The organism is Stenotrophomonas sp. BIGb0135 (genome assembly GCF_024810105.1).
Classification (GTDB): domain Bacteria; phylum Pseudomonadota; class Gammaproteobacteria; order Xanthomonadales; family Xanthomonadaceae; genus Stenotrophomonas; species Stenotrophomonas maltophilia_AB.
In genome coordinates this window covers 309,577-333,840 of sequence record NZ_JANUDX010000004.1, presented here as the reverse complement: position 1 = coordinate 333,840, position 24,264 = coordinate 309,577, and the positions used below count along the sequence as shown (strand labels likewise).

At 69.0% G+C, this 24,264-nt stretch carries 24 protein-coding genes; 18 read left to right on the top strand and 6 right to left on the bottom strand.

Annotated features, from left to right (window positions below; translation table 11 throughout):
- Positions 1-67 precede the first annotated feature (67 nt).
- From glnA to M2421_RS12010, 6 genes are all read left to right on the top strand, one after another.
- On the top strand, positions 68-1,477 hold the full coding sequence (gene glnA, locus M2421_RS12035) for a type I glutamate--ammonia ligase (RefSeq protein ID WP_259206899.1): 1,410 nt from the start codon (positions 68-70) through the stop codon (positions 1,475-1,477).
- A 382-nt stretch (positions 1,478-1,859) separates the two neighbouring features.
- The gene (locus M2421_RS12030) at positions 1,860-2,198 is read left to right on the top strand and encodes a P-II family nitrogen regulator (protein WP_026070924.1); all 339 of its coding nucleotides are present in this window, start codon (positions 1,860-1,862) and stop codon (positions 2,196-2,198) included.
- 18 nt (positions 2,199-2,216) lie between these two features.
- Complete coding sequence (amt, locus tag M2421_RS12025; protein WP_259206894.1) at positions 2,217-3,650, top strand: ammonium transporter; 1,434 nt, start codon at positions 2,217-2,219, stop codon at positions 3,648-3,650.
- 224 nt (positions 3,651-3,874) lie between these two features.
- Positions 3,875-4,615, top strand: coding sequence for an N-acetylmuramoyl-L-alanine amidase (locus tag M2421_RS12020; protein ID WP_259206893.1), 741 nt, complete (start codon positions 3,875-3,877; stop codon positions 4,613-4,615).
- A 472-nt stretch (positions 4,616-5,087) separates the two neighbouring features.
- On the top strand, positions 5,088-6,239 hold the full coding sequence (locus tag M2421_RS12015) for an MltA domain-containing protein (RefSeq protein WP_259206892.1): 1,152 nt from the start codon (positions 5,088-5,090) through the stop codon (positions 6,237-6,239).
- Positions 6,240-6,391: 152 nt separating this feature from the next.
- A complete protein-coding gene (locus tag M2421_RS12010; protein ID WP_259206890.1) occupies positions 6,392-7,297 on the top strand; it encodes an NAD(P)/FAD-dependent oxidoreductase in 906 nt (301 codons plus the stop codon).
- Between the two features lie 36 nt (positions 7,298-7,333).
- On the opposite strand, the gene M2421_RS12005 is transcribed toward M2421_RS12010, so the two are convergent.
- Entirely contained in the window at positions 7,334-8,770 is a 1,437-nt protein-coding gene (locus M2421_RS12005) for a serine hydrolase (protein ID WP_259206888.1), read from the bottom strand.
- Positions 8,771-8,998: 228 nt separating this feature from the next.
- On the opposite strand from M2421_RS12005, the gene M2421_RS12000 reads away from it, so the two are divergent.
- The 5 genes from M2421_RS12000 (at position 8,999) to M2421_RS11980 (ending at position 13,537) form a co-directional block, all read left to right on the top strand.
- A complete protein-coding gene (locus M2421_RS12000; RefSeq protein ID WP_259206887.1) occupies positions 8,999-9,529 on the top strand; it encodes a hypothetical protein in 531 nt (176 codons plus the stop codon).
- 142 nt (positions 9,530-9,671) lie between these two features.
- Positions 9,672-10,745 (top strand): ATP-binding protein, encoded by a 1,074-nt coding sequence (locus M2421_RS11995; RefSeq protein ID WP_259206886.1) that lies wholly within the window; start codon positions 9,672-9,674, stop codon positions 10,743-10,745.
- Positions 10,735-12,186 carry a nitrogen regulation protein NR(I) gene (gene ntrC / locus M2421_RS11990; RefSeq protein ID WP_259206885.1) on the top strand — a complete coding sequence of 484 codons (1,452 nt, stop codon included), beginning with the start codon at positions 10,735-10,737 and terminating at the stop codon, positions 12,184-12,186. Before M2421_RS11995 ends, ntrC begins: the two co-directional genes overlap by 11 nt.
- Positions 12,187-12,278: 92 nt before the next feature.
- Complete coding sequence (locus M2421_RS11985; RefSeq protein WP_259206884.1) at positions 12,279-12,848, top strand: superoxide dismutase family protein; 570 nt, start codon at positions 12,279-12,281, stop codon at positions 12,846-12,848.
- A 53-nt stretch (positions 12,849-12,901) separates the two neighbouring features.
- The gene (locus tag M2421_RS11980) at positions 12,902-13,537 is read left to right on the top strand and encodes a superoxide dismutase family protein (RefSeq protein WP_259206883.1); all 636 of its coding nucleotides are present in this window, start codon (positions 12,902-12,904) and stop codon (positions 13,535-13,537) included.
- Positions 13,538-13,666: 129 nt separating this feature from the next.
- Here M2421_RS11980 and M2421_RS11975 read toward each other — a convergent pair whose 3' ends face one another.
- On the bottom strand, positions 13,667-14,554 hold the full coding sequence (locus M2421_RS11975) for a hypothetical protein (protein ID WP_259206882.1): 888 nt from the start codon (positions 14,552-14,554) through the stop codon (positions 13,667-13,669).
- A gap of 92 nt (positions 14,555-14,646) precedes the next feature.
- Here M2421_RS11975 and M2421_RS11970 point away from each other — a divergent pair, with 92 nt between their 5' ends.
- Together M2421_RS11970 and M2421_RS11965 are read left to right on the top strand one after the other, a co-directional pair.
- A complete protein-coding gene (locus M2421_RS11970) occupies positions 14,647-15,942 on the top strand; it encodes an acetyl-CoA C-acetyltransferase (protein ID WP_259206881.1) in 1,296 nt (431 codons plus the stop codon).
- A gap of 53 nt (positions 15,943-15,995) precedes the next feature.
- Positions 15,996-16,724 carry a hypothetical protein gene (locus M2421_RS11965; protein ID WP_259206880.1) on the top strand — a complete coding sequence of 243 codons (729 nt, stop codon included), beginning with the start codon at positions 15,996-15,998 and terminating at the stop codon, positions 16,722-16,724.
- Positions 16,725-16,957: 233 nt separating this feature from the next.
- On the opposite strand, the gene M2421_RS11960 is transcribed toward M2421_RS11965, so the two are convergent.
- The 3 genes from M2421_RS11960 to M2421_RS11950 all read right to left on the bottom strand — a co-directional run bounded on the left by M2421_RS11960 (position 16,958) and on the right by M2421_RS11950 (position 20,160).
- Positions 16,958-18,292 carry a heme biosynthesis HemY N-terminal domain-containing protein gene (locus tag M2421_RS11960; RefSeq protein WP_259206878.1) on the bottom strand — a complete coding sequence of 445 codons (1,335 nt, stop codon included), beginning with the start codon at positions 18,290-18,292 and terminating at the stop codon, positions 16,958-16,960.
- Positions 18,289-19,272 (bottom strand): uroporphyrinogen-III C-methyltransferase, encoded by a 984-nt coding sequence (locus tag M2421_RS11955; protein WP_259206875.1) that lies wholly within the window; start codon positions 19,270-19,272, stop codon positions 18,289-18,291. Before M2421_RS11955 ends, M2421_RS11960 begins: the two co-directional genes overlap by 4 nt.
- A 111-nt stretch (positions 19,273-19,383) precedes the next feature.
- A complete protein-coding gene (locus M2421_RS11950; protein WP_259206870.1) occupies positions 19,384-20,160 on the bottom strand; it encodes a uroporphyrinogen-III synthase in 777 nt (258 codons plus the stop codon).
- Between the two features lie 43 nt (positions 20,161-20,203).
- Between M2421_RS11950 and M2421_RS11945 the strand changes: the two genes are divergently transcribed.
- The 5 genes from M2421_RS11945 to M2421_RS11925 all read left to right on the top strand — a co-directional run bounded on the left by M2421_RS11945 (position 20,204) and on the right by M2421_RS11925 (position 23,318).
- Complete coding sequence (locus M2421_RS11945; protein ID WP_259206869.1) at positions 20,204-20,674, top strand: YiiD C-terminal domain-containing protein; 471 nt, start codon at positions 20,204-20,206, stop codon at positions 20,672-20,674.
- A gap of 30 nt (positions 20,675-20,704) precedes the next feature.
- Entirely contained in the window at positions 20,705-21,133 is a 429-nt protein-coding gene (locus M2421_RS11940; protein ID WP_259206867.1) for a hypothetical protein, read from the top strand.
- A gap of 80 nt (positions 21,134-21,213) precedes the next feature.
- On the top strand, positions 21,214-21,651 hold the full coding sequence (locus tag M2421_RS11935; RefSeq protein WP_259206866.1) for a rhodanese-like domain-containing protein: 438 nt from the start codon (positions 21,214-21,216) through the stop codon (positions 21,649-21,651).
- A gap of 105 nt (positions 21,652-21,756) precedes the next feature.
- A complete protein-coding gene (secB, locus tag M2421_RS11930; RefSeq protein ID WP_259206865.1) occupies positions 21,757-22,272 on the top strand; it encodes a protein-export chaperone SecB in 516 nt (171 codons plus the stop codon).
- Positions 22,273-22,292: 20 nt separating this feature from the next.
- Positions 22,293-23,318 (top strand): NAD(P)H-dependent glycerol-3-phosphate dehydrogenase, encoded by a 1,026-nt coding sequence (locus M2421_RS11925; protein ID WP_259206864.1) that lies wholly within the window; start codon positions 22,293-22,295, stop codon positions 23,316-23,318.
- A 270-nt stretch (positions 23,319-23,588) separates the two neighbouring features.
- On the opposite strand, the gene M2421_RS11920 is transcribed toward M2421_RS11925, so the two are convergent.
- The gene (locus M2421_RS11920) at positions 23,589-24,161 is read right to left on the bottom strand and encodes an Ax21 family protein (RefSeq protein WP_259206863.1); all 573 of its coding nucleotides are present in this window, start codon (positions 24,159-24,161) and stop codon (positions 23,589-23,591) included.
- Positions 24,162-24,264 lie beyond the last annotated feature (103 nt).

The following is a 24,264-nucleotide window of genomic DNA, read 5'->3' as shown; positions in this document are numbered from 1 at the left end:
GCCTCAAAAGTTGGCACGGCGATTGCTCTATCTATTCCACGCAATCATCCATCCGAGGGTTTCACCGATGTCCGTGGAAAACGTTGAGAAGCTGATCAAGGACAACCAGATCGAGTTCATCGACCTGCGTTTCGTCGACATGCGCGGTATCGAACAGCACGTCACCTTCCCGGTGAGCATCGTCGAGCCGTCCCTGTTCGAAGAAGGCAAGATGTTCGATGGCAGCTCCATCGCCGGTTGGAAGGGCATCAACGAATCGGACATGGTCCTGCTCCCGGACCCGGCCAGCGCCTACATCGACCCGTTCTACGCCGACCCGACCCTGGTCATCAGCTGCGACATCCTCGACCCGGCCACCATGCAGCCGTACGGCCGCTGCCCGCGCGGCATCGCCAAGCGCGCCGAGGCCTACCTGAAGTCCTCCGGCATCGCCGAACAGGCCTTCTTCGGCCCGGAGCCGGAGTTCTTCATCTTCGACTCGGTCCGCTTCGCCAACGACATGGGCAACACCTTCTTCAAGATCGATTCCGAAGAAGCGGCCTGGAGCACCGGCGACAAGTTCGACGGCGCCAACAGCGGCTATCGCCCGGCCGTGAAGGGCGGCTACTTCCCGGTCCCGCCGACCGACTCGCTGCACGACCTGCGCGCTGAAATGTGCAAGACCCTGGAACAGGTCGGCATCGAAGTCGAGGTGCAGCACCACGAAGTGGCCACCGCCGGCCAGTGCGAAATCGGCACCAAGTTCAGCACCCTGGTGCAGAAGGCCGACGAACTGCTGCGCATGAAGCACGTCATCAAGAACGTCGCCCACCGCAACGGCAAGACCGCCACCTTCATGCCCAAGCCGATCGTCGGCGACAACGGCAGCGGCATGCACGTGCACCAGTCGCTGTCCAAGGGCGGCACCAACCTGTTCTCCGGCGACGGCTACGGCGGCCTGAGCCAGCTGGCGCTGTGGTACATCGGCGGCATCTTCAAGCACGCCAAGGCCATCAACGCCTTCGCCAACTCCGGCACCAACAGCTACAAGCGCCTGGTCCCTGGCTTTGAAGCCCCGGTCATGCTGGCCTACTCGGCCCGCAACCGCTCGGCCTCGTGCCGCATTCCGTGGGTGTCCAACCCGAAGGCACGCCGCATCGAAATGCGCTTCCCCGATCCGATCCAGTCCGGCTACCTCACCTTCACCGTGCTGATGATGGCCGGCCTGGACGGCATCAAGAACCAGATCGATCCGGGCGCGCCGAGCGACAAGGACCTGTACGACCTGCCGCCGGAAGAAGAGAAGCTGATCCCGCAGGTCTGCTCCTCGCTGGACCAGGCCCTGGAAGCGCTGGACAAGGACCGCGAGTTCCTCAAGGCCGGTGGCGTGATGAGCGACGACTTCATTGATGGCTACATCGCGCTGAAGATGCAGGAAGTGACCCGCTTCCGCGCCGCCACCCACCCGCTCGAGTACCAGATGTACTACGCCAACTGAGCAACAGGCGACGATGACGAAGGACCTCCCTCCCACCTTCGTCATCGTCGCCGCTTTGTCGGCTGGGGAGCCGGCAAGGCAACCATGCTGTAGAGCGGACCGTTGGTCCGCTGCATGGAAAAAAAAGCGGACCGTTGGTCCGCTGCATGTGTAGAGCGGACCGTTGGTCCGCTGCACCACCAGGGGCAAGAGAGACCGGACGCGTGCCATGGGCCCATCCTCCCTCCCGCGTCACCAGCGCCACCGCCCACGGGGCGGCGGCATTGGCGAGGCCCATGCAACGTTCGGCGCACCAGTGGGCGGCCATGTGCAAGTGGCCGCCCGCTGACCTGACACCGGCCAGCAAGCGATCGCCGGTTCCATCCACCATCGGGACATGCGCATGAAATTGATCTCCGCCATCATCCGACCGTTCAAGCTCGACGAGGTCCGCGAGGCCCTCTCCGATGCGGGCGTGTCGGGCATCACCGTGACCGAAGTGAAAGGCTTCGGCCGCCAGAAGGGCCACACCGAGTTGTATCGCGGCGCGGAGTACGTCGTGGATTTCCTGCCGAAGATCAAGATCGAAACCGTGGTCACCGACGACCGCCTGGACGCGGTGGTCGAGGCGATCCAGAACGCGGCCGGCACCGGCAAGATCGGTGACGGCAAGATCTTCGTGACCGCGGTCGAACAGGTCGTTCGCATCCGCACCGGCGAAATCGGCGCTGACGCGCTCTAACCCCACTCGGAGCCCACAATGAAGACCTCTTTGTTCACCGGGTGGCAAGCCCGGTTCCATGCCGTGTGCCTGATGATGCTGATCAGCGCGCTGGCCGTTGGCGCGTTCTCCGGCAGCGCGCACGCCCAGGCCCAGGTCACCCCGGCGCCGTCGGAAACCGTCGCCGTCGAGCCGCTGCCCGCCGCGACCCCGGCACCGGCAGCGGCCGTTGAAGCCGCCGCAGCCGCACCCACCTTCGACCACGGCGACGTGGCCTGGATGCTCACCTCCACCCTGCTGGTGCTGCTGATGGTGGTGCCGGGTCTGGCCCTGTTCTACGGCGGCCTGGTGCGCTCCAAGAACGTGCTGTCCATCCTCAGCCAGATCCTGGTGGTGTTCTCGCTGATCCTGATCCTGTGGGTGGCCTACGGCTACAGCGCGGTGTTCAGCGAAGGCAACGCCTTCTTCGGTTCATTCACCGAGTTCGCCTTCCTCAAGGGCTTCAGCCCGGATTCGGTCGGCAACACGCCGATCAAGGGCCTGCCCGACTACCTGTTCGTCGCCTTCCAGTCCACCTTCGCCGGCATCACCACCGCGCTGATCGTCGGTGCGTTCGCCGAGCGCATCAAGTTCAAGGCGGTCCTGCTGTTCTCGGCGCTGTGGTTCACCCTGAGCTACATCCCGATGGCCCACATCGTGTGGGGCGGCGGCTACCTGGGTGAGATGGGCGCGATCGATTTCGCCGGTGGCACCGTCGTGCACATCAACGCGGGCGTGGCCGGTCTGGTCGGCGCGTACTTCGTCGGCAAGCGGATTGGTTATGGACAGACCGCGCTGAAGCCGCACAACGTGCCGTTCACCTACATCGGCGCGATGCTGCTGTGGGTGGGCTGGTTCGGCTTCAACGCCGGCTCGGCCGCCGCCGCCGACACCGTCGCCTCGCTGGCCTTCATCAACACCATCCTCGCCACTGCCGCCGCAGTGCTGGGCTGGACCCTGGTCGAAGCGGTCAGCAAGGGCAAGCCCTCGGCCCTGGGCGCGGCATCCGGCGCCGTCGCCGGCCTGGTCGGCATCACCCCGGCCTGCGGCACCGTCGGCCCGCTCGGCGCGATCGTGATCGGCCTGGTGGCCGGCGTGGTCTGCGTGTGGGGCGTGACCGGCCTCAAGCGCCTGCTGCGCGTGGACGACACCGCCGACGTGTTCGGCGTGCATGGCATCGGCGGCATCGTCGGCGCGCTGCTCACCGGTGTGTTCAGCGCACAGTCGCTGGGCGGCACCAAGGCCGACCTGGACATCGGCCACCAGGTCTGGGTGCAGCTGGTCAGCGTCGGCTTCACCATCGTCTGGTGCGCCGTGGTTACCGCGGTGATCCTGCTGGTGGTGCGCATGGTGTTCGGCCTGCGCGTCACCGAAGAAGCGGAACGCACCGGCCTGGATGTCACCTCGCATGGCGAATCGGCCTACGAGGCCTGATCGCCGCCACCGCTTGGTGCCGGGCGTTGCCCGGCACCGACAGAAACAAGAAACGAGAGAGAGAGACGTTGTACTTTCGCCGGCGGCCTTCGGGTCGCCGGTTTTTTTTGCTTGGGCGCATCGCAAACAGTCGCCACGCATGGTGTGGCGCCACGGCTGTTGCGCGCCGCCCTCGACGGAGTCGACGCCCGGCAACCTCGCCCCGAATCGCGCACAATGCGCGCATGCGCCAGATCCGACCCCTGCTGTCACTGTTCGCCTGCCTGCTGCTCGCCGCCTGCGCCAGCACCGGCATCCGCAGCCCGCTTGCCACCTGGGTGGCATCGCCCAATCACAACGCGCGTGGCCCGGTCATCATCGTGCTGCACCACACCGACCAGCACTCGGTGCAACAGAGCCTGGACACCCTGCGCAGCGCCAACAGCGGCGGCAAGGTCAGTTCGCATTACCTCGTCGGTGCCGACGGCCATCTCTACCAGCTCGTGGGGGATGACCGCCGCGCGTGGCACGCCGGCCCCGGCCGTTGGGGCGCGATCACCGATCTGAACTCGGCGTCCATCGGCATCGAGATCGACAACGACGGCGACACCCCGTTCGCGCCCGCGCAGATCGACGCATTGATCCGCCTGCTCGACGACCTGTGCACGCGCCTGCGCATCCCGCGCACGCAGGTGATCGGCCATGCCGACCTCGCCCCTGCGCGCAAACAGGACCCGAGCCGCTTCTTCCCGTGGCAGCAACTGGCCCAGGCCGGTTTCGGCGTATGGCCACGTGACAGCGACGGCCCGGCCCCGCCCGGTTTCGACCCGTGGCTGGCGCTGCAGGCGTTCGGCTATCCGCTGGACGATCGCGATGCCGCCGTCGGCGCGTTCCATCGCCGCTTCCGCGGCCGCGATGACCTGCCCGCCACGCTGGATGCCGACGACGCCCGCATCCTGCACTCGCTGCTGCAGCAGTCGCCTTGACCCCACGCCACCCCGTAGCGCCGACCGTTGGTCGGCTGCACGTAAATTTGACCCCACGCCGCCCCGTAGAGCCGACCGTTGGTCGGCTGCACGTAACCTTGACCCCGCGCCGCCCCGTAGAGCCGACCGTTGGTCGGCTGCACGTAACATTGACCCCACGCCACCCCGTAGAGCCGACCGTTGGTCGGCTGCACGTAACATTGACCCCGCGCCGCCCCGTAGAGCCGACCGTTGGTCGGCTGCACGTAACATTGACCCCGCGTCGCCCCGTAGAGCCGACCGCTGGTCGGCTGCACGTAACATTGACCCCGCGCCACCCCGTAGAGCCGACCGTTGGTCGGCTGCACGTAACATTGACCCCGCGCCGCGCCGTAGAGCCGACCGTTGGTCGGCTGCACGTCGCATTGACCCATCGCGCGGTTCCCGCGCCAGCCGACCAACGGTCGGCTCTACCATCTCAGGACCTTCGCTCATGACGACCACGCGCATCTCCGATGCCTGCAAGCGCCCCGCGCTGCTCATCCTGTGGCTGGCCCTGCTCACCAGCTGCGCCGTCGCCCCGCAGCGCCCCAGCGTGCCCGCCAGCCCCTACCTCAAGGCCGACTGGAAGGCCCTGCCGGCCGTCTCCGATGCCGACCTGCAGGCGGGTTTCGCGGCGTGGCGCAGCAGTTGCCCGCGCCTGAAGACCGATGCCGCCTGGGCGTCCATCTGTACGGCGGCCACCCACCTCGACGGCACGCCCGCGGCCATCCGCCAGTTCCTGCAGGAACGCCTGGACGTCTACGCCCTGCGCGCGGCCGGCAACCGCGCCGACGGCCTGATCACCGGCTACTACGAGCCCATCTATCCCGGCAGCCTCGTCCGTACCGCCAAGGCGACGGTGCCGGTATACGGCGTGCCCACGGACATGGTCAGCGTGCAGCTCGAGAGCCTCTACCCCGAACTCAAAGGCAAGCGCCTGCGCGGTCGCGTCGAGGGGCGCGTACTCACGCCCTATGACGATGCCGCCACGATTGCCACCCATGGCGCCAAGGCGCCGGTGCTGGCCTGGCTCACCCACCCGATGGACCTGCAGTTCCTGCAGATCCAGGGTTCGGGCCGTATCGTCCTCCCGGATGGCCGCCACCTGCGCATCGCCTACGCCGACCAGAATGGCCACCCCTACCGGCCGATCGGGCGCTGGCTGGTGGAGCAGGGCGAGCTGAAGAAGGAGGACGTCACCATGGACGCGATCCGCGCCTGGGCGGTTGCCCATCCGGCACGCGTGCCCGAGCTGCTCGCGAGCAACCCCAGCTACGTGTTCTTTACCAAGGGCCCGGACGGCGACGACGGCCCGCGCGGCTCCTTGAACGTGCCGCTCACCGCCGGCTACAGCGTCGCGGTGGACCGCACCGTGGTGCCGCTGGGCAGCCTGCTGTGGCTGTCCACCACCCGCCCGGACGGCACCCCGGTGGTACGCCCGGTGGCCGCGCAGGACACCGGCGGCGCGATCGCCGGCGAAGTGCGCGCCGACCTGTTCTGGGGCACCGGCGACGCCGCCGGCAAGCTGGCCGGCGACATGAAGCAGAAGGGCAGCATCTGGATGCTGTGGCCGAAGGGCGCGGCGTTGCCGAAGGCACCGTAAGCGCTACCCGCCCTCGTGCGGTGGGCGCGTGCGCCGCAGCGTGGCCATACCGTCGCTGGCGACGGCCCCGGCGTGAGGCCCGCTTCACGCTGCGGTCCTATGCTCGCCGCTGGCATTCCTTCCGGATGCCCTTGGCAAGGTAACCCGGTCCCATGAGCGCACACCCCGAGCTTTTCGACGTCATCATCGTGGGCGGCAGCTACGCCGGCATGTCGGCCGCGCTGCAACTGCTCCGCGCGCGCCGCAGCGTCCTGGTCATCGACGCCGGCACGCCGCGCAATCGCAACGCATTGGCCGCCCATGGCTTCCTCGGGCGGGAAGGCATGGCGCCGTCGGATATCGCCGCGCAGTCGCGTGCCGAACTGATGCGCTATCCCACTCTGGCCTGGCTCACCGGTCGCGCGGTCCGTGCAGAGCGCGTGGACGGCGGCAAGCGCTTCCAGATCCAGTGCGAGGCGGGCCAGGGCTTTTCGGCGCGCCGGCTCATCCTGGCCTACGGCGTCACCGACGCACTGCCCGCCATCGACGGCCTCGCCGAGCGCTGGGGCAGGAGCGTGCTGCACTGCCCGTACTGCCATGGCTATGAACTTCAGGAAGGCCGCATCGGCGTGGTCGGCTGCTCCGACGATGGCGGTGCGGGGCAAGCGTTGCTGCTATGCGACTGGGGCAATGTCACCCTGTTCTGCCGCGATGCCGCGCGGATCGATCCGGCGCAGAAGGCGCGGCTGGACGCCTGCGGGGTGGTCATCGAAACAACGCCGTTGCTGCGCGTGGACGACACCGCCACCGCCGTGCTTGCCGATGGTCGCCGTATCGTCACCGATGCGTTGTTCGTCGCCCCCGTCTCGCGCCTGTCCTGCGACCTGGCCGAGCAACTGGGCTGCGGGCTGCAGGACGCCGGCTGCATCACCGCCGATTCGGCCAAGCAGACCACCGTGGAGGGCGTGTTCGCCTGCGGCGATGCGGCACGCATGGCCGGCAACATCGCGCTGTCGGTCGGCGAGGGCGCGCTGGCCGGCGTGGCCGTGCATCATTCGCTGGTAGGCCTGCTGGACTGATCGCGTGGTGGCGCCCCACGGCGCCCGGCCACGCGCTCACCGCGGCGGCAGGTCGGCCTGCAGGGCGGCCAGGGCTTCGCTGGCACTCCTGCTCGTCGGATCCAGCCGCAACGCGGTCTGGTAGCTCTGACGGGCATCCGCGAGTCGCCCGGAGGCGCGGTAGGCCTCGCCGAGGCTGTCATGCGCATTGGCAGATGCCGGGTAGGCGGCGGCACCCCATTCCAGCACGCGCACGGCCGCCTCCCTGTTGCCCGCGCGCAGGAACCGGTAGCCGAGCGTGTTGAACGCGCGCTCGCTCTGGTCGTACTCACTGCCACGCTCGCCCAGGCCGGCAAACGTCCGGACCATCGCATCGACGCCCTGACCGTAGGCGATCGGGGTCAGCAGGTCATCGAGGCTACGCTGTGCCCGCTGCATCGGCTTGCCGTTGAGTACCTCCATCAGGTCCTTGCCCATCGCCGCGACCAGTGCGCCCTGCCAGAGGTTGTCCAGGATGATCACGCTGTCCCGGTGCGGTTCCGAGCGCAGGTAATAACTTTGATAGCCCGGCACGCTGCCGGTGTGGGACGCGACGGGCAACGTGCTGCCGTCCGCCAGGAACCAGGTCTCTACGTTCCAGCCGAACCCGTACCCGGCCGCGCGCACCTCCAGCATCATCGCCCGCGTGTCGTCGTGCAGCAGGGAGGAGCCGTAGAGCGCCTGATCGAAGCGGTAAAGATCCTCGGCGGTGGTGTAGATCCCGGCCGCCGCGTAGGAAACGCTCGGATCGATCCATTGCGGATGCGCCCATTGGCCCGCTGGCGTGCGTGCATAGCCCTGGGCAAGCTGCGCCAGCACGGTGTCGTCACTGAGCAACCCGCTGGAGGTCATGCCCGCCGGGGCGAAGATCCGCGCCTGCAGGTTGTGGGCGAGCGATTGGCCGGTGACCGTTTCGATCAGCAGCCCAAGCAGGAAGAAGCCATTGTTGTTGTAGCGGAACTGCTGCCCTGGCGCCTCCCGCAGCGTCGGCGGGATCCACTCGCGCGCGAAGTCCATCGGCGCGTAGTGGCGTCGCGCGGCCGTCTGCCACCAGTCGTCGGTGTAGCGTGCCGGCAGATCGGCAAGGCCGGAGGTATGGCTGAGCAATTGCGCCACGGTCACCGACGCGGCCGGGGTGTCGGCATAGAGATCGGGGAGATAGTCGCCCAGCGTCCCGTCCAGCCGAAGCGTGCCCTGCTGCACCAGTTGCAGGGTCAACGTGGCCACCAGCGGCTTGGTCAACGAGCCGATGCGATAGCGTCCGTCCGTCCGGTTGGGTACCGACCACTCCGCATTGGCCTTGCCATGCGCAACCAGCAACAGCACCTTGCCCTCCCGGGCGACCAGCACGGTGCCGTTGAAGCCGCGGCGGTCGGCATAGCTGTCGACCAGGTCGCGCAGCTGCCCGGCGGTGTCGGGGGCCTTGGCCCCGGCCAGGAAACTGCACAGCAGCACTGCAACACCGCACACACATGCAACAAGGCGCATACGTCGGGCTACGAAGCGGAGTCGGATGCTGTTGTAACCTTGACTACATTTGTAGTCAAGCGGCGCGCCGCGGGCCGCGTCGAGGCCGATCCATCGGCCGGGGACGGGTTGAAAAAGCCAGCGGCTTGCTTGATAAGCATGCTGGGGACGGACGCATGTGCAGACGTCCGATCTGCCCTCAACCGGAATTCTTCCATGCAACCGACAGATGCGTACGTAGAACTTGTCAACGCCCTGGAGGCGCTGCGCTCGGCCTCGGTCGCAGACCTCCTCGCGCGCGTGGACCAGCCACACACCACGCGATCCCTGGTGATCGGTGGTGAGCCGGTCGAACTCGAGACCGTGCTGACTTGGGCGGATCCGGCAAGGACGGCCATACTGGCCACGGCCCACCTGCGCGGCCCCGGTACGTGGCACCACCAGCACATGCAGGAGAGCATCCGCATCGCCATTACCCCCGCTCCGCGATATTTCAGGCACTGGGCAGAATCGGTCCTTGGCGAGGGCGTGGCGCTGATGGAGTTGAAAGGGGAATGGGTTGTCCGCCAGGTCGAAATCTACGGCCCGCACCGAATCTGGTGCGACGAGAGCGGCCAGAGCGATGACCGATTCATGCTGGCCGACCAACCGATTTCAGTCCTCGAGCTGGACGCCGTCGACGAGATCAGTGCAGGCGAGTTCGAGGACGCATGGAACTCGGCCAGGGAATCGTCCGGAACGCGTTGATTGCCATGGGCGACGTGGATTGGCTCGCTCGCGCGCAATGTCGCTGGCGGTGCGCGGATCCAGGTCGGGTGGAGGCAGAATCAACCCGCCCACGTCATCCTGATCGGGCCCAGGCCGGGCCGTTTTGCACTACATTGGTGCAATGACCCCGACGCTCCCGCCTCCCGCCCTCGACGTCCTCGGCACTCCGGTCGCCTGGGCCGACGCCGCCGGGCGCGTGGTCGGCTGCAACCCCGCTTTTGCCCGTTGGCTGGGCGTCAGCGTGCGCCGTCTGCTTGGCCAGCCGCTCGCGTCGCTGGAAGTGCAGGGCGAGGCGCTGGCGCACTTCCTGGCCCGCGACGAGCGCGACACCCTGCGCTTGCACCGTCTCGCACTGGCCCTGCCGGGCGACGCCCCGCGCTTTGCCGAAGGCTGGCTGAGCCGCTGGGACGCGGGCGGCTGGTTGCTGGAAGCGCACCCGGTCGATGAATTCCCCGGGCTCGACCCGACCCAGGCCCTGCCCAGCGCACTGAGCGCCGCGCTCAAGGGCCTGGCCCACGAGCTGCGCAACCCGCTGGCCGGGTTGAAGGGCGCGGCCCAGTTGCTGGCCAGGCGCAACGCGCAGCGCGCCGCCGATGAGCGCGACCCCGCCGAGCGCGAGCTGATCGAGCTGATCGGCTCGGAAATCGAGCGCCTCAACGGCCTGCTCGAACAACTGCTGTCGCCGGCACCGGCCGCGCCGCATGCGCCGCTCAACATCCACGCCTCGCTGGAGCGCGTGCTGCGCCTGGCCGAGAGCGAAGGTGGCTGGGCGGTGCGCCTGCAGCGCGACTACGACCCCAGCATCCCCGAGTTCCACGGCGACGCCGACCGCCTCACCCAGGCGGTGTGGAACCTGGTGCGCAATGCGATCCAGGCGGGCGCGGGCAGCGTGACGCTGCGGACCCGCGTCGAGCACGGCGTGCGCATCGGCGACCAGCTGCACCCGTTGGCGCTGCGCCTGGAGATTGCCGACGACGGCCGCGGCGTGCCCGAGCAGTTGGCCGAGCACCTGTTCCTGCCGCTGGTCAGCGGCCGTGCCGAAGGCACCGGGCTGGGCCTGGCACTGGCCCAGCAGGTCGCGCGCGAACACCGTGGCACGCTCACCTACCGCTCGCGTCCGGGGCATACCGTATTCACCGTGCTGGTGCCGATCGGGCACGGCACGCCCACCGAGGAGGCCGCCCATGGCGGATGACACCGACCGCGCCGCCCAGCGCGTCTGGGTGGTGGACGACGACCGCGCCGTGCGCTTCGTGCTGTGCACCGCCCTGCGCGATGCCGGCTACCGGGTCGAGGGCTTCGACGGCGCCGCCTCGGCGCTGGCCATGCTCGATACCCAGCCGCCGCCGGACCTGCTGTTCACCGACGTGCGCATGCCCGGCGACGATGGCCTGGTGTTGCTGGACAAGCTCAAGGCCGCGCACCCGCACCTGCCGGTGATCGTGATGTCGGCCTACACCGACGTGGCAAGCACCGCCGGCGCGTTCCGCGGCGGTGCGCAGGAATTCCTGTCCAAGCCGTTCGACCTCGATGACGCGGTCGCGCTGGCGCAGCGCGTGCTGCCCGAGCCGGATGCCCTGGCGTCCGCGCCCCTGCCCAGCGCTGCCGAACCCGGCGCCGACCAGCGCCCGCAGCTGGTCGGCGATACCCCGGCCATGCGCGCGCTGTTCCGCGCCATCGGTCGCCTGGCGCAGGCGCCGCTGTCGGTGCTGATCAACGGCGAAACCGGCACCGGCAAGGAACTGGTCGCGCACGCGCTGCACCATGAGTCGCCGCGCGTGCAGGGGCCGTTCGTGGCGCTCAACACCGCCGCCATTCCCGCCGAGCTGCTGGAAAGCGAACTGTTCGGGCACGAGGCCGGTGCGTTCACCGGCGCGCAGCGTCGCCATGTCGGCCGCTTCGAGCAGGCCAACGGCGGCACGCTGTTCCTCGATGAAATCGGCGACATGCCGCTGCCCTTGCAGACGCGCCTGCTGCGCGTGCTGGCCGAAGGCGAGTTCTTCCGCGTCGGCGGGCGCGAACTGATCCGTGTCGACGTGCGGGTGATTGCCGCCACCCACCAGGACCTGGAGTCGCTGGTCGCGCAGGGCCGCTTCCGCGCCGACCTGCTGCACCGCCTGGACGTGGTGCGGCTGCGCCTGCCGCCATTGCGCGAGCGCCGCGACGACATCGCCCAGCTCGCCGATACCTTCCTGGCGGCCGCCGCGCGCAAGCTCGACACCTCCCCCAAGCGGCTCACTGCCGCCGCCCTGCAGGCCATGCGCGAACACGACTGGCCCGGCAACGTGCGCGAGCTGGAAAACGTGTGCTGGCGAATGGCCGCGCTGGCCGCCTCGGACACCATCGGCGTGGCCGACGTGGACAGCGCGCTGCACCGCGGCGGTGGTTCGCGCAGCACGCGCGCTGGCGGCGACCCGGGCCAGTGGGAAACCCTGCTTTCCACCTGGGCGCGGCAGCGCCTGGCCGAGGGCGCCGAAGGCCTGCATGCGCAGGTGCGCGAACGGGTCGACCAGGCCCTGCTCGAAGCGGCCCTGCAGATCACCCACGGGCGTCGTGCCGAGGCGGCCGCCCGCCTGGGCATGGGCCGCAACACACTGACCCGCAAGCTCGGCGCAGGTCGCCGTCGCGGCGGATGAACCCCCTGTCCACACCGCGTGTGCGCGGTGTCCGCGCTGCTTTCATGGTGCGTGGACGCGCACGCCGCTAGTTTGCAACCAAGGAGTTTTCCATGCGCAGTTCCCGTATCGCCCTCGTTGCCCTGGCCACGCTCGGTCTCGCCGCCTGCGGCAGCACGCCGCCGACGCGTCCGACCGCTCCGCCGGCAGTGCCGCTGGTGAGCACCGCGCGCATGGCCGAAGCCAACCTGGCCCCGGCGTCGGCCAGCCTGGTCAGCGGCCGGTTGGCGCTGGTGCCCGATGCGCAGGGCGTGCACATCACCGGCATGATCGGTGGCCTGCAGCCACTGCAGGTGGCCGCCTTCCACGTGCACGAGCGCGGTGACTGCAGCGCCGTGGATGCCAGCAGCGCGGGCGCGCATTTCAATCCGACCCTGCAGCCGCATGGTCGCAACAACGGCGGCATCCACCACGCCGGCGACATGGACAACCTGCGCGCCGATGCGCAGGGCCGGGTCAACGTGGATGTGCGCCTGCCAGCGGTTACCCTGGGCGGCGGCGCAGCCACCGACATCGCAGGACGTGCACTGGTCGTGCACGCCAATGCCGACGATTACCGCAGCCAGCCGGCCGGCAATGCCGGCGCCCGAATCGCCTGCGGCGTCATCCGGGTCATGCGCTGAACGCGCACCCCACCGACGTCGCTTCTTCCATCGCTACCCGCAAGGAGATCCACATGCGTCTTATCCACACCTCGCTGTTCGTCGCCATCGCCGCGCTCGGCCTGACCGCCTGCAACAAGCCGGCCGACACCACCCCGGAGGCCACCCCGGCCGCCGAAGCCACGGCCGCGCAGCCGACCGCCGAAGCCACCACCGACGCCCCGCCGGCCATGACCAGCGAAGCGCACGCCAACCACGGCGCCGTCGCCGAACTGGCCCCGACCAAGGACAGCACCGCCAAGGGCAACGTGACCTTCAGCGTGGTCGACGGCAAGGTCCACGTGAAGGGCCAGGTCAGCGGCCTGAAGCCGAACTCCGAGCATGGCTTCCACATCCACGAGAAGGGCGACTGCAGCGCGCCGGACGGCGCCAGCGCCGGCGGCCACTTCAACCCGTCCAAGGAAGACCACGGCAACGTCAGCGCCACCCCGCACCACGGCGGTGACATTCCCAACATCAAGGCCGACGCCCAGGGCAATGCCGTGGTCGATGCCGACGTGTCCAGCAACGTCAACATCGGCAAGGGCGACGATTTCGACATCATCGGTCGCGGCCTGATCGTCCACGCCGACGCGGACGACTACAAGACCCAGCCGACCGGCAACGCCGGTGCCCGCCTGGCCTGCGCGGTGATCAACGCCGCGCCGTAAACCGACGCAGCGCATGAAGAAAAACGCCGGCGCAAGCCGGCGTTTTTTTGTGCGGGTGGAGCCAGGTCGTGCGTGGCTGCAATGGCCGCCATCCCCTCCGCGGGGCGCCGGCCAACGGCCGGCAGCACGTCACTTCGTCAACAACGCGCGCGCATCCTGCCCGGCTTCGCAATGCACGAACAGCACCGGCAACCCGTGCGCTTCCAGCACCGCGGCCATCTGCCGCTGACGCATCAGGTACTGCTCGTAGATGCCCTGCAGGCGATCGCAATCGCCGGTGCCGTGGTTGTAGAACGCACACCAGCCGGCCGGATCGAACAGCGCCATACGCACTTCGCCATCGGCGTATCGAAGCAGCGGCTCCGGCGTGCTGTCCAGCCACTGCGCATCCTGCGGCGCCATCAGCGCCGTCTCGATCAACGGCCACAGCGCGGCCAGGCCCTGGTTGTCGTACTGCATGGACATCATCGCGGCGAGGTCGTTCACCGTGAAGTAGCGCGCATGCTCGATCTGCGCGCCGAAGGCGGTCTGCGCCTGCAGCGCGGTGTCGGGCTGGGCCATGCCCTGGGCCAGCAGCACGTCTTCCAGCGCCTCGGCCACGGCCCGGGTCTGGGCCACCTCGGTGCCGGTCAACAGGAACGGCACCACGCGCAGGCCACCGCCGGTGAGGGCGGCATCGGCCTGGAACGGCAACGGCACGTCGCCGTCGGCACCCGCGCCAAAGGCCAGCATGCGTGGGCCCTGGTTGCGGCCCGGGGCGCGCATCTGCAGTTCTTCCAGGCGGCGGTGCACCGGCCAGCCGGGCCGCAGCACTTCAGCAGGATCGAAATGCGCGCCGGCGAACACGAAGTCCAGCCCGCTCACGCCGGGGACCAGTTTGGCCAGGTCGCGGCCCACGCGTTCGGCCAGTTCGCCAGCCTGTTCGGAGGACAGCGCGGCATGGCGCGGCGCGTCGCCGCCGGCCAGTTCCAATGCCAGTACGCCTAGGGCATTCATGCCGGGGTCGGGTTTGCTCATGGTTTCACGGTTGGCCCATCACAGGGCGGCAGCTACACTTGCCCCCATTATGCCTGCTCCTTCGTGCAGGCCATGTTGCAGACACCCCTCCCATGCCAGGTATCTCCATGCCCAACGCCCGTCCCGTCGCCATCCTCGGTGGCGTCCGCATCCCGTTCTGCCGCCAGAACACGGCCTATTCGGATGTCGGCAACCTCGGCATGTCGGTACGCACGCTGGGTGCGCTGGTCGAGCGCTTCGGCCTGCACGGCCAGCAGCTCGGCGAAGTGGCGATGGGCGCGGTGATCAAGCATTCCAGCGACTGGAACCTCGGCCGCGAAGCCACGCTGTCCTCGGGCCTGTCCCCGCTCACCCCGGGCATCACCATGCAGCGTGCCTGCGGCACCTCGCTGGACACGATCATCGCGGTGGCCAACAAGATCGCGCTGGGGCAGATCGAATCGGGCATCGGTGGCGGTTCGGACACCACCTCCGACGTGCCGATCGTGTACGGCAAGAAGCTGCGCGCGCGCCTGCTGGCGGCCAATCGCGCCAAGTCCACCGGCGACAAGCTCAAGGCGCTCACCCGCGGTTTCAAGCTCAGCGAGCTCAAGCCGGAGTTCCCCGGCGTGGCCGAGCCGCGCACCGGCAAGAGCATGGGCGACCACTGCGAGGACATGGCCAAGGAATGGAACATCTCGCGCGACTCGCAGGACGAGTGGGCGGTGTCTTCGCACAAGAAGCTGGCCGCCGCCTATGAGCGCGGTTTCTTCAACGACCTGATCGCCCCGTTCCGTGGGGTGGAGCGCGACAACATCCTGCGCGCGGACACCTCGCTGGAAAAGCTGGCCACGCTCAAGCCGGCCTTCGACAAGGTGTCCGGCCGCGGCACGCTGACCGCCGCCAACTCCACCCCGCTCACCGATGGCGCCTCGGCGGTGCTGCTGGCCAGCGAGGAATGGGCGCGTGCGCACGGCCACGAGCCGCTGGCCTACCTGCGCGATTCGCAGGTGGCCGCGGTCGATTTCGTGCATGGCGAGGGCCTGCTGATGGCCCCCACCATCGCCGTGCCGGAGATGCTCAAGCGCAACGGCCTGACCCTCCAGGACTTCGACATCTACGAGATCCACGAAGCCTTCGCCGCCCAGGTGCTGTGCACCCTGCGCGCGTGGGAAAGCGAAGATTACTGCCGCAACCGCCTCGGCCTGGACGCACCGCTGGGCCGCATCGATCCGGCCAGGATCAACCCGCTGGGCTCCTCGCTGGCCACCGGTCATCCGTTTGCCGCCACCGGCGCGCGGGTGATCGCCACGGCCGCCAAGCAGCTGGCCGAACGTGGCGGTGGCCGCGCGCTGGTGTCCATCTGCACCGCCGGCGGCATGGGCGTGGTGGCGATCGTCGAACGTTGAACACCCGGCGCGCAATGCGCGCCTCCCTATGGAAAGGCGCCAAGGAGCAGGGAATGCACACACGCCACATGCCGTACCGCGGCCTGATTGTCCTGGCCGCACTGTCGCTGGCCGCACCGGCCAGCGCGTTGACCTTCATGAAACAGGCCTTCGAGTGCCCGATCGGCGGCGAGCGCTTCGAGCAGACCACGCCGAGCTCGGGCACCTCGTTCGGCAGTGAGTTCGATGCCCGCCCCTTCGGACCGATCTCCTCGCCGTGGCGGCTGCCGCAATGCCCCGGCAACGGCATGATCATCTACGATCCGGACCTGGATGCGGCCAGCGTGCGCAAGCTCACCCCGTTCGTGCTCGGCAAGCAGTACCAGCAGTGGCGCACCACCGAGACGCCTTACTTCCTGGTCGCGCAGATGATGCAGTTCCTTGATGCACCGGTGGCCAACCAGGCCTGGGTGATGCTGCAGGCCAGCTGGGAGGCATCCCCGGCCCAGTACCCGCGCTATGCCGGCCGCGCGCTGGCGTTGTACGAGCAGACCTGCCCGGATGCCGCGCCCGGCCCTGGCCCATGGCAGTTCTGTCAGATGATCCGCGGCGAACTGGAACGACGCCTGGGGCGCATGGACGCCGCGCGTGTGCGTTTCCAGCGCCTGGGGCCGCAATTGCGCGCCCAGCCGCTGGACGAGGCCGATGAGCAGCAGATGCGCTTGGATGTGGTCGCCGAGCAGTTGCGCCTGATCGAGGCGGGCAACCGCAGTCCTGCGCGCCTTCCCGACAAGGACCGCTGAGCCGGCGGCGCGACGGCGCCGCGCGCACGATAAAGGCCGCCTTTGGCGGCCTTTATCGTGGTCCGACGCGGGCCCGGCTGAGCGCGCCGGGATCGGTCCATGGACGTTTTCGCTGGCCTGGCTACGCTGGGCAACCGCGCCTCGGAGGGCGCGACCGCCGAAAGCGGCGTAGCGACGCAACGGACGTGACCCACCACGAGGGGCGCCCGGCGGCGCCCCCGTGTCGGCGCGCCTTACGGCAGGCGCGGGTTGCCGAATGCGTCGCGCTCTTCGCTCACGCGGTCGTGCACCACCAGCGGTGCCGGTTCACTCATCAACGACTGTTCCTCCACCGTGGCGCGTTCGGGAATCACCGCATCCAGCGGTGCCGCCAGCGGCGCACTCGCGCGCGCCAGCGCGATGCTGTCATCGCCACGCTGCTGGCGCAGCGCGTTGGCGAAGCACTGCGAGGCCAACGCCGGTTCACCACGATCAAGGAACACCTGCCCCAGCGCTTCCCACGCGGCCGGCCCGGCGCCTGCGGCGATCGCGCGGTGCAGGTAGTCCTCGGCCTGGGTGTGCTGGCGCTGGCGCGCAGCGACGCGGCCCAGGGCCAGCAGCAGCGCCGGGCTGGCCGGCTGGTTGCCCAGCCAGCGCTGCAGGTTGGCCTGGCGGGTGGCCAGCTTGTCCACCGGCATCTGCCCGTACAACGTCACCAGCGATTCGTCCCAGCGCGTGTCCAGCGCCTGCTCCAGGTTGAGCAGCGCCGGCTCGTCCCACTCCAGCGCCACCGCACGCAGCGCGTAGGCCGAGACCACGTCCGGATCGCTGCGCAGTGCCTTCGGCGTGGCTTCCCATTGCGCGGCCAGCGCGTTCACGTCGCCCGCTTCCAGCAGCGACTGCGCGGCCAGGCGGGTTTCCAGTTCGGCCACGGCCTCGTCCGGCAGCACCTTCTGCTTGCGCAGCGCACCCAGCTGGCCGTAGGCCTCGTGCGCGCGTTCGGCACGTGCCAGTGCTTCGGTGCGCAGCCACAGGCCGCGCGGCGGCAGCGGCTGGATGGTCGCGGTATCCAGCAGGTTGATCGCGTCCACCGGGCGCTCCTGCTGCAGCAGGCGCTCGGCCTGCAGCAGCGCGTGCAGGGTGGCGTCCTCGCCCGCCAGGCGCTGCAGGTACTGGTTGACCGCAGCCTGGTCATCGCGCGCTTCGGCGCTGCGCACGGCGGTCACCATCGCCACCGCGCTCACTTCCTTGTCTTCGGCGGCGGTCGCGAGCAGCTTCTCGGCGCGCTGCCACTGGCCCTGTTCGTGGGCCTGGATGCCTTCGATCAGGCGGGCGCGGCCCTGCTTGCGGCGGTAGCGGCCCCAGGCCCGGAACGGCGAGGCCAGCAGGCTCCACAGCAGCCACAGCACCAGCAGGCCCACCAGCACCATCAATGCCACCTGCGGCACGGTGGAACGGTAGTCGTTGCCGCCGTAGCGGTAGATCACTTCGCCAAACTGGCGCAGTTGCTCGGTGCCCAGGAACTGCGAGGCGATCACGCCCAGGGCCACGGCCAGCAACAGCACTACTAGGGATTGGAAGGGCTTCATCGATCATCTCCATCGCGCATCGAGCGCAGTTGCTGCAGGGTGCTGCCCAGTTCGGGCAGCGCGGGCTGCAGCACGCGCATGCGCAGTTGCTGCAGTTCAGCACGACGCTCGCGCAGGGCGGGTGAATCCGGCCACAGCCGCGGCAGCCACAGGGCGACGCGGTCCACCGCATGGGTGAACCCCGGCTGGTCGCCGCGTTCCACCGCCGCGCGCGCCAGGGTCAGTTCCAGCTGCAGTGCGTCCCAGCCGGTCACCCGTTCGGCGTCGGTCAGCGGGCCCTGCGTGTGGGTGGGGGTAATGGTCACGAACGGCGCCAGCACCTGGTGCCACCACGGCGTGGCCGCCTCCGCGCCGGGAACCGCGTCCACCTGCTGCGGCAGCCGCTCCAGCGCCTTGGAGAACGTGGCCAGCTGTGCGGCGGTGCTGACCCGCACGCCGGGGCCGAGTGCATCCACCGCGTTGCGCTCCTGCATCAACGCCTGGCGCACATTGAGGTAGTCGTTGCCCGGGACGTCGGCCAGGGTGCTGGCGGCCAGTGCATACAGGCGCTTGGCGCCCTCCACGTCATCCGCATACGCCAGGCGCTGGGCGGCCTGGCCCAGCAGCAGTTCGGTCTCTTCCAGCTGCAATGCCTGCGCGCCATGCCGGGTGCTGTCGGCGAGCTTGGCCAGGTTGTCTTCCAGCAGCGCGCTGCGCTGGCTCAGGCCCAGCATTTCATCGCGCAGCACGCGGTTGGTGGCGGCGGCATCCTGCACGCGCTGCGAGGTCGAGCGCTGGTCGCGGCGCAGCGCCTCCACGCTGTCCACCAACCCCTGCAGCTGCAGCCCGGTATCGGCCTGGCGCTGCAGCTCGTGGGCCTGCTCGGCCTGCCAGCGGGTCCAGCCCCAAGCCACGCCCGCGCCGATCACCAGCAGCACCGCAAGCGGGGCGATCCAGCGCACGGAGGGGGAGGGGGACGGGGGCGAAACGGGGTCGTTCATGCGGGCGGCATCCTTATCGATCGCGCCGGGGCATCCACAAGCTGGCGAGCGATGTGGTGCACAGCATCGCCCGCCGCCCGCGCGGCCTGCAAGGCCGACTGCGTCGCCTGTTCAGGAAGTTGCGGTAGTGATGATCGCAGCGTGTGCGGCCTGCGCCAGCTGGCGTGGTAAGGGCCCCTCGGCCAGCCGTACCCGTGCGAAGCCGGCGGCCCGGGCCTGCTCGGCCAGGCGTGCGCTGGCGGCCACCACCACCGCCTCCCGCAGCGGCGCCTGCAGGTCCTGCGGCAACGCGGCCAGCAGCAGCGCCAACGCCTCGCCACTGCTCAGGGCCAGCACCCACGGCGGCGCGCTGTGCCGCAGCCGTTGCAGGGTGCGCGCCGGCAGTGCCAGCGGCACGCGCTGGTATACGTCGGCGCGATGCAGGTGCGCGCCGCGCTCGACCAGCGTGGTCGCGATGATCCCGCGCCCGCCCGGGGCGGTGACCAGCCCGGCCTCCAGGCCGCGCAGGTCGGCCAGTGCCGGCAGGGCCAGCAGGCCTTCGCTGTCCATCCGTGCGGGGGCCTGTACCTCCTCGGCCCCGTGCATGCGCAGCGCTGCGGCGGTACCGGCGCCCACCGCCAGCCAGATGCCCGGATGGGCGCCCGCCAGCGGCTGCAGGCGCGCGGCCGCGTGGACCGCCGCCGGGCTGCTGAACACCACCCGCTGCGCGGCCAGCGCACGGCTCAGCTGCGCGCGGGTGGCCGCATCGGCGCGCACCTGTAGTGCCCACGGCGACAACGCCAGCACGCGCGCACCGGCGGCCTGCGCGGCGCGCCGCAACGGCGCGTGCTGGCCGCGCGGGCGCAGTGAAATCAGGGTCCACTCCGGCACATGTGCATCACTGTTCATTGCGGGCATTATGCGAGCCCTTTGCCGTTGTGTTGTCGTGTCGATGTCCACTCCTCTTTCCCTGCCCGCCCAACTGGCCGAACTGCAGCACGTCCTGGACCGGATGCCGCCGGTGGCGGCGATGCAGATCCAGGTCGTCTCCTATGCCGATGGCATGCTGGACCTGCGCGCGCCGCTGGCGGCCAATGTCAACGACAAGGGCAATGCGTTCGGCGGCAGCCTGGCCTCGGCGCTGACCCTGTCCGGCTGGGCGCTGGTGACCTTGCGCCTGCGCCTGGCCGGATTCGATGCCGATGTCTACGTGGCCGACAGCCACGTGCGCTACCTCGCCCCGGTCTACGCGGACCTGCACGCCCAGGCCCAGGCCGCCGATGAGGCCGACTGGGAAGGCTTCCTGGCCACGTTCGCCCAGCGCGGCAAGGCCCGCATCGGCGTGCTCGCCCGCCAGCCGGGCACCGACGGCAAGCCCGCCGCGGAACTGACCGGCCGTTTCGTTGCCTTCCCAAGGCGGTAGGATGGGCGCCTTGCCGATGGGGGAATTCGCATGCGCCGTACGCTTCAGATCCTGCTGCTGACCACCTTGATGCTGGCCAGCGTGGCGGCGCTTGCCGCCGGGCTGAGCCGCAAGCAGCGCAACCTGCTCGAGGAAGCCCAGAACGCCTACGGCGCCACCATCCGCTGGGGCAGTGCCGAGGATGCCATCGGCTACCTGGACCCGGACTACCGCAAGGCGCACCCGCTGACCGAGCTGGAGCTGCGCCGTTACAGCCAGATCCGGGTTTCCTCCTACCGCGAGCGCAGCACCGGTGCCATGCCCGACGGCAGCGTGGAGCGCCGGGTCGAGATCGGGGTGATCAACGTCAACACCCAGGCCGAGCGCCTGGTGCTGGTGCGGGAAGTGTGGCGCTGGGACGCCGAGGGCAAGCGCTGGTGGCAGGCCAGCGGCCTGCCGGACCTGTGGCCGGAATCCTGAATCCGGGCGCCGGCCGGGGCTGGACGCCGATTCGCCCGCATGTGCGACAATCGGCCCCCGCTTATCGACCCGTGATCTGAGTGAATTACGAAGAGTTGCTGGCCTTTGCCGGCCGAAACCCGATGTTGTCGATGGCCCTGGTCGGCCTGACCGTGGCCATCATCGTCACCGAAGTCCGCCGTCTGTTCCGCGGCTTCAAGTCGCTCAAGCCGGCCGAACTGACCCACCTCATGAATGCCGGTGGCGCGATCGTGGTGGACCTGTCCTCCAGCAGCGATTTCGAAAAGGGCCATATCGCCGGCAGCCGCAACGTGCAGCCGACCGCGTTCGGCCCGGAGCACAAGCTGGTGGCCAACGCCAAGCAGAGCCCGGTGGTGCTGGTATGCCGTACCGGCAATGCGTCCGAAACCGCCGCCAAGGCGTTGAAGAAGGCCGGGTTCGAGCAGGTCCACGTGCTCGACGGCGGCATTCCCGCCTGGCAGCAGGCCGAGCTGCCGCTGGTCAAGGGCCGCAACTGATTTGACCTGGATCGCGCCGCACGCCTTGTGCGCGGCGCCACACGCCCCCATCGCAGGGCATGTAACAATCCGCCTTATTGCACTTAATTTCTGGAGCTACAGGAAATGTCCGAAGAGAACACCAACGGCGCCGTCGCGCCGGCCGACGCCGTCACCGGCCCCGCGTTCACCGTCGAGAAGATCTACGTCAAGGACGTTTCCTTCGAGTCGCCCAACGCGCCGGCCGTGTTCAACGACGCCGTCCAGCCGGAACTGCAGCTCAACCTCAACCAGCGCGTGCAGCGCCTGGGCGAGAACGCCTTTGAAGTCGTGCTGGCCGTCACCCTGACCTGCAAGGCCGGCGAGAAGACCGCCTACGTTGCCGAAGTGCAGCAGGCCGGCGTGTTCGGCCTGGTCGGCCTGGACCCGCAGTCGATCGACGTGCTGCTCGGCACCCAGTGCCCGAACATCCTGTTCCCGTACGTGCGTTCGCTGGTCAGCGAGCTGATCCAGGCCGGCGGCTTCCCGCCGTTCTTCCTGCAGCCGATCAACTTCGAAGGCCTGTACGCCGAAACCCTGCGTCAGCGCCAGGAGCAGGGTGAAACCTCGCTGGCCGACTCCGAGCCGGCCGGCAACGCCTGATCGGCGCTGCGTTCGTTTCGATGAGCACCCACGCAGAAAAGATCGCGGTCCTCGGCGCCGGTTCCTGGGGCACGGCGCTGGCCAGTCTGCTTGCCCGGCACGGTCATTCGACCGTGCTGTGGGGGCGTGACGCGGCCATGGTCGAGGCCATCGACCAGCGCCACGAGAACACCCGTTACCTGCCCGGCATTCCCTTGCCGGACACGCTGCGCGCCACCACCGACCTGGCCGCCGCGGTCCGCGACGCCACCTGGATCCTGGTGGTGGTGCCGTCGCACGCCTTCGGTGAAACCGTGCGCGCGCTGGCGCCGCTGCGTCCGGCCGATGCCGGCGTGGCCTGGGCGACCAAGGGCTTCGAGCCCGGTTCGGGGCGGTTCCTGCACGAAGTGGCGCGCGAGGTCCTCGGACCGGACGTCCCGCTGGCGGTGGTGACCGGTCCGTCGTTCGCCAAGGAAGTCACCCAGGGCCTGCCCACCGCCATCACCGTCCACGGTGATGCGCCGGAGTTCGCCCAGCAGGTGGCCGATGCGATGCATGGCCCGGCCTTCCGCGCCTACACCGGCGATGACATGGTCGGCGCCGAACTCGGCGGTGCGATGAAGAACGTGCTGGCCGTGGCCACCGGCGTTGCCGATGGCATGCAGCTCGGCCTCAACGCGCGTGCCGGCCTGATCACCCGTGGCCTCAACGAGATGCTGCGGCTGGCCGCGGCGATCGGGGCCAAGCCGGAAACCCTCATGGGCCTGGCCGGGCTTGGCGACCTGGTGCTCACCTGCACCGGCGACCTGTCGCGCAACCGTCGCCTCGGCCTGGCGCTGGGGCGTGGCCAGACCCTGCAGGACGCGGTGCGTGAAATCGGCCAGGTGGTGGAGTCGGTGCAGACCGCCGACGAAGTCATGCGCCAGGCGCGTCGCCACGGCATCGACCTGCCAATCTCCGATCGGGTCCGCGCCGTGCTGCACGGCGAGCAGACGCCGGAAGAAGGCCTGCGTGCGTTGTTGGCACGCGAACAGAAACCGGAATACCCGGACACGCTGTTCAAGTGATCCACGAAAAACCCCGGCCATCGCCGGGGTTTTTTGTAGCCGCAAACACTGCCCCAAACACGGCCCCGGAAACGAACACACCCGGCACGAGGCCGGGTGTGTTCGTGGCTTACCGACGAGGTAGCAACCAGGGGTGCCGACCGGTGGTCGGCGGCCATGCGCGTGGAAGACGCGCCGGCCTTGCATAAGTGAAGCCCGGCCAGGCCGGGCTTCATGACGCGCGGGAGAGAGGTCACGCGCCATCCAACAACGTACCGCGGTGTGGCGGTCTTACCAGGTGAAGCGCGGGCCGACGAAGTATTCCTTGTCGCCACCCTTGGCCAGCTTCACTTCGCCGGCCAGACCCCAGTTCTGGTTGAGCTTGGCCTGGGCGCCGACGCGGCCGTAGAACTCGCCGTCCGGGTTGATGCCGTGCTTCTTGCTGTAGTCCTCGTAACCGGCCATCACGTAGCCTTCGAAGTTCGGGGTGAACGCGCTGCGCACGCCGACTTCGGTCGAGTAACCGTTGAAGTCCAGGCCGCGCTTCGGATCGAACTTCTGGTAAGCCACGCGGGCGACCAGGTCGGTGGTCGGGGCGATGCCGTAGTTGTAGCCCACACCCACCTTCCACTGGTCCACATCATTGCTGCCGCGCTTGGTTTCCTGCGCGTTGTAGTCACCGAAGACATGGAAGTTCGGCGCCACCGCGACCGAGCCCTTCACGGCCCAACCATCCGCGTCGCCACCCTTGGCATCGGTGTTCACGTAGCCGCCTTCAACATAGTTGTACGACAGACCGTCGGTTGCCGAAGCAGCGAACGGCAGTGCAGCGAGCAGACCCAGGGCAAGCAAAGAAGTCTTCATATCGGGACACACCTTTAATTATTTTGGTTTCGTCGGCCGCCCCCCGGGGGAGGGGAGAGAGGGGCGGTCGACAGGTGTTAATTATTCATTTGCCGTCCCAATC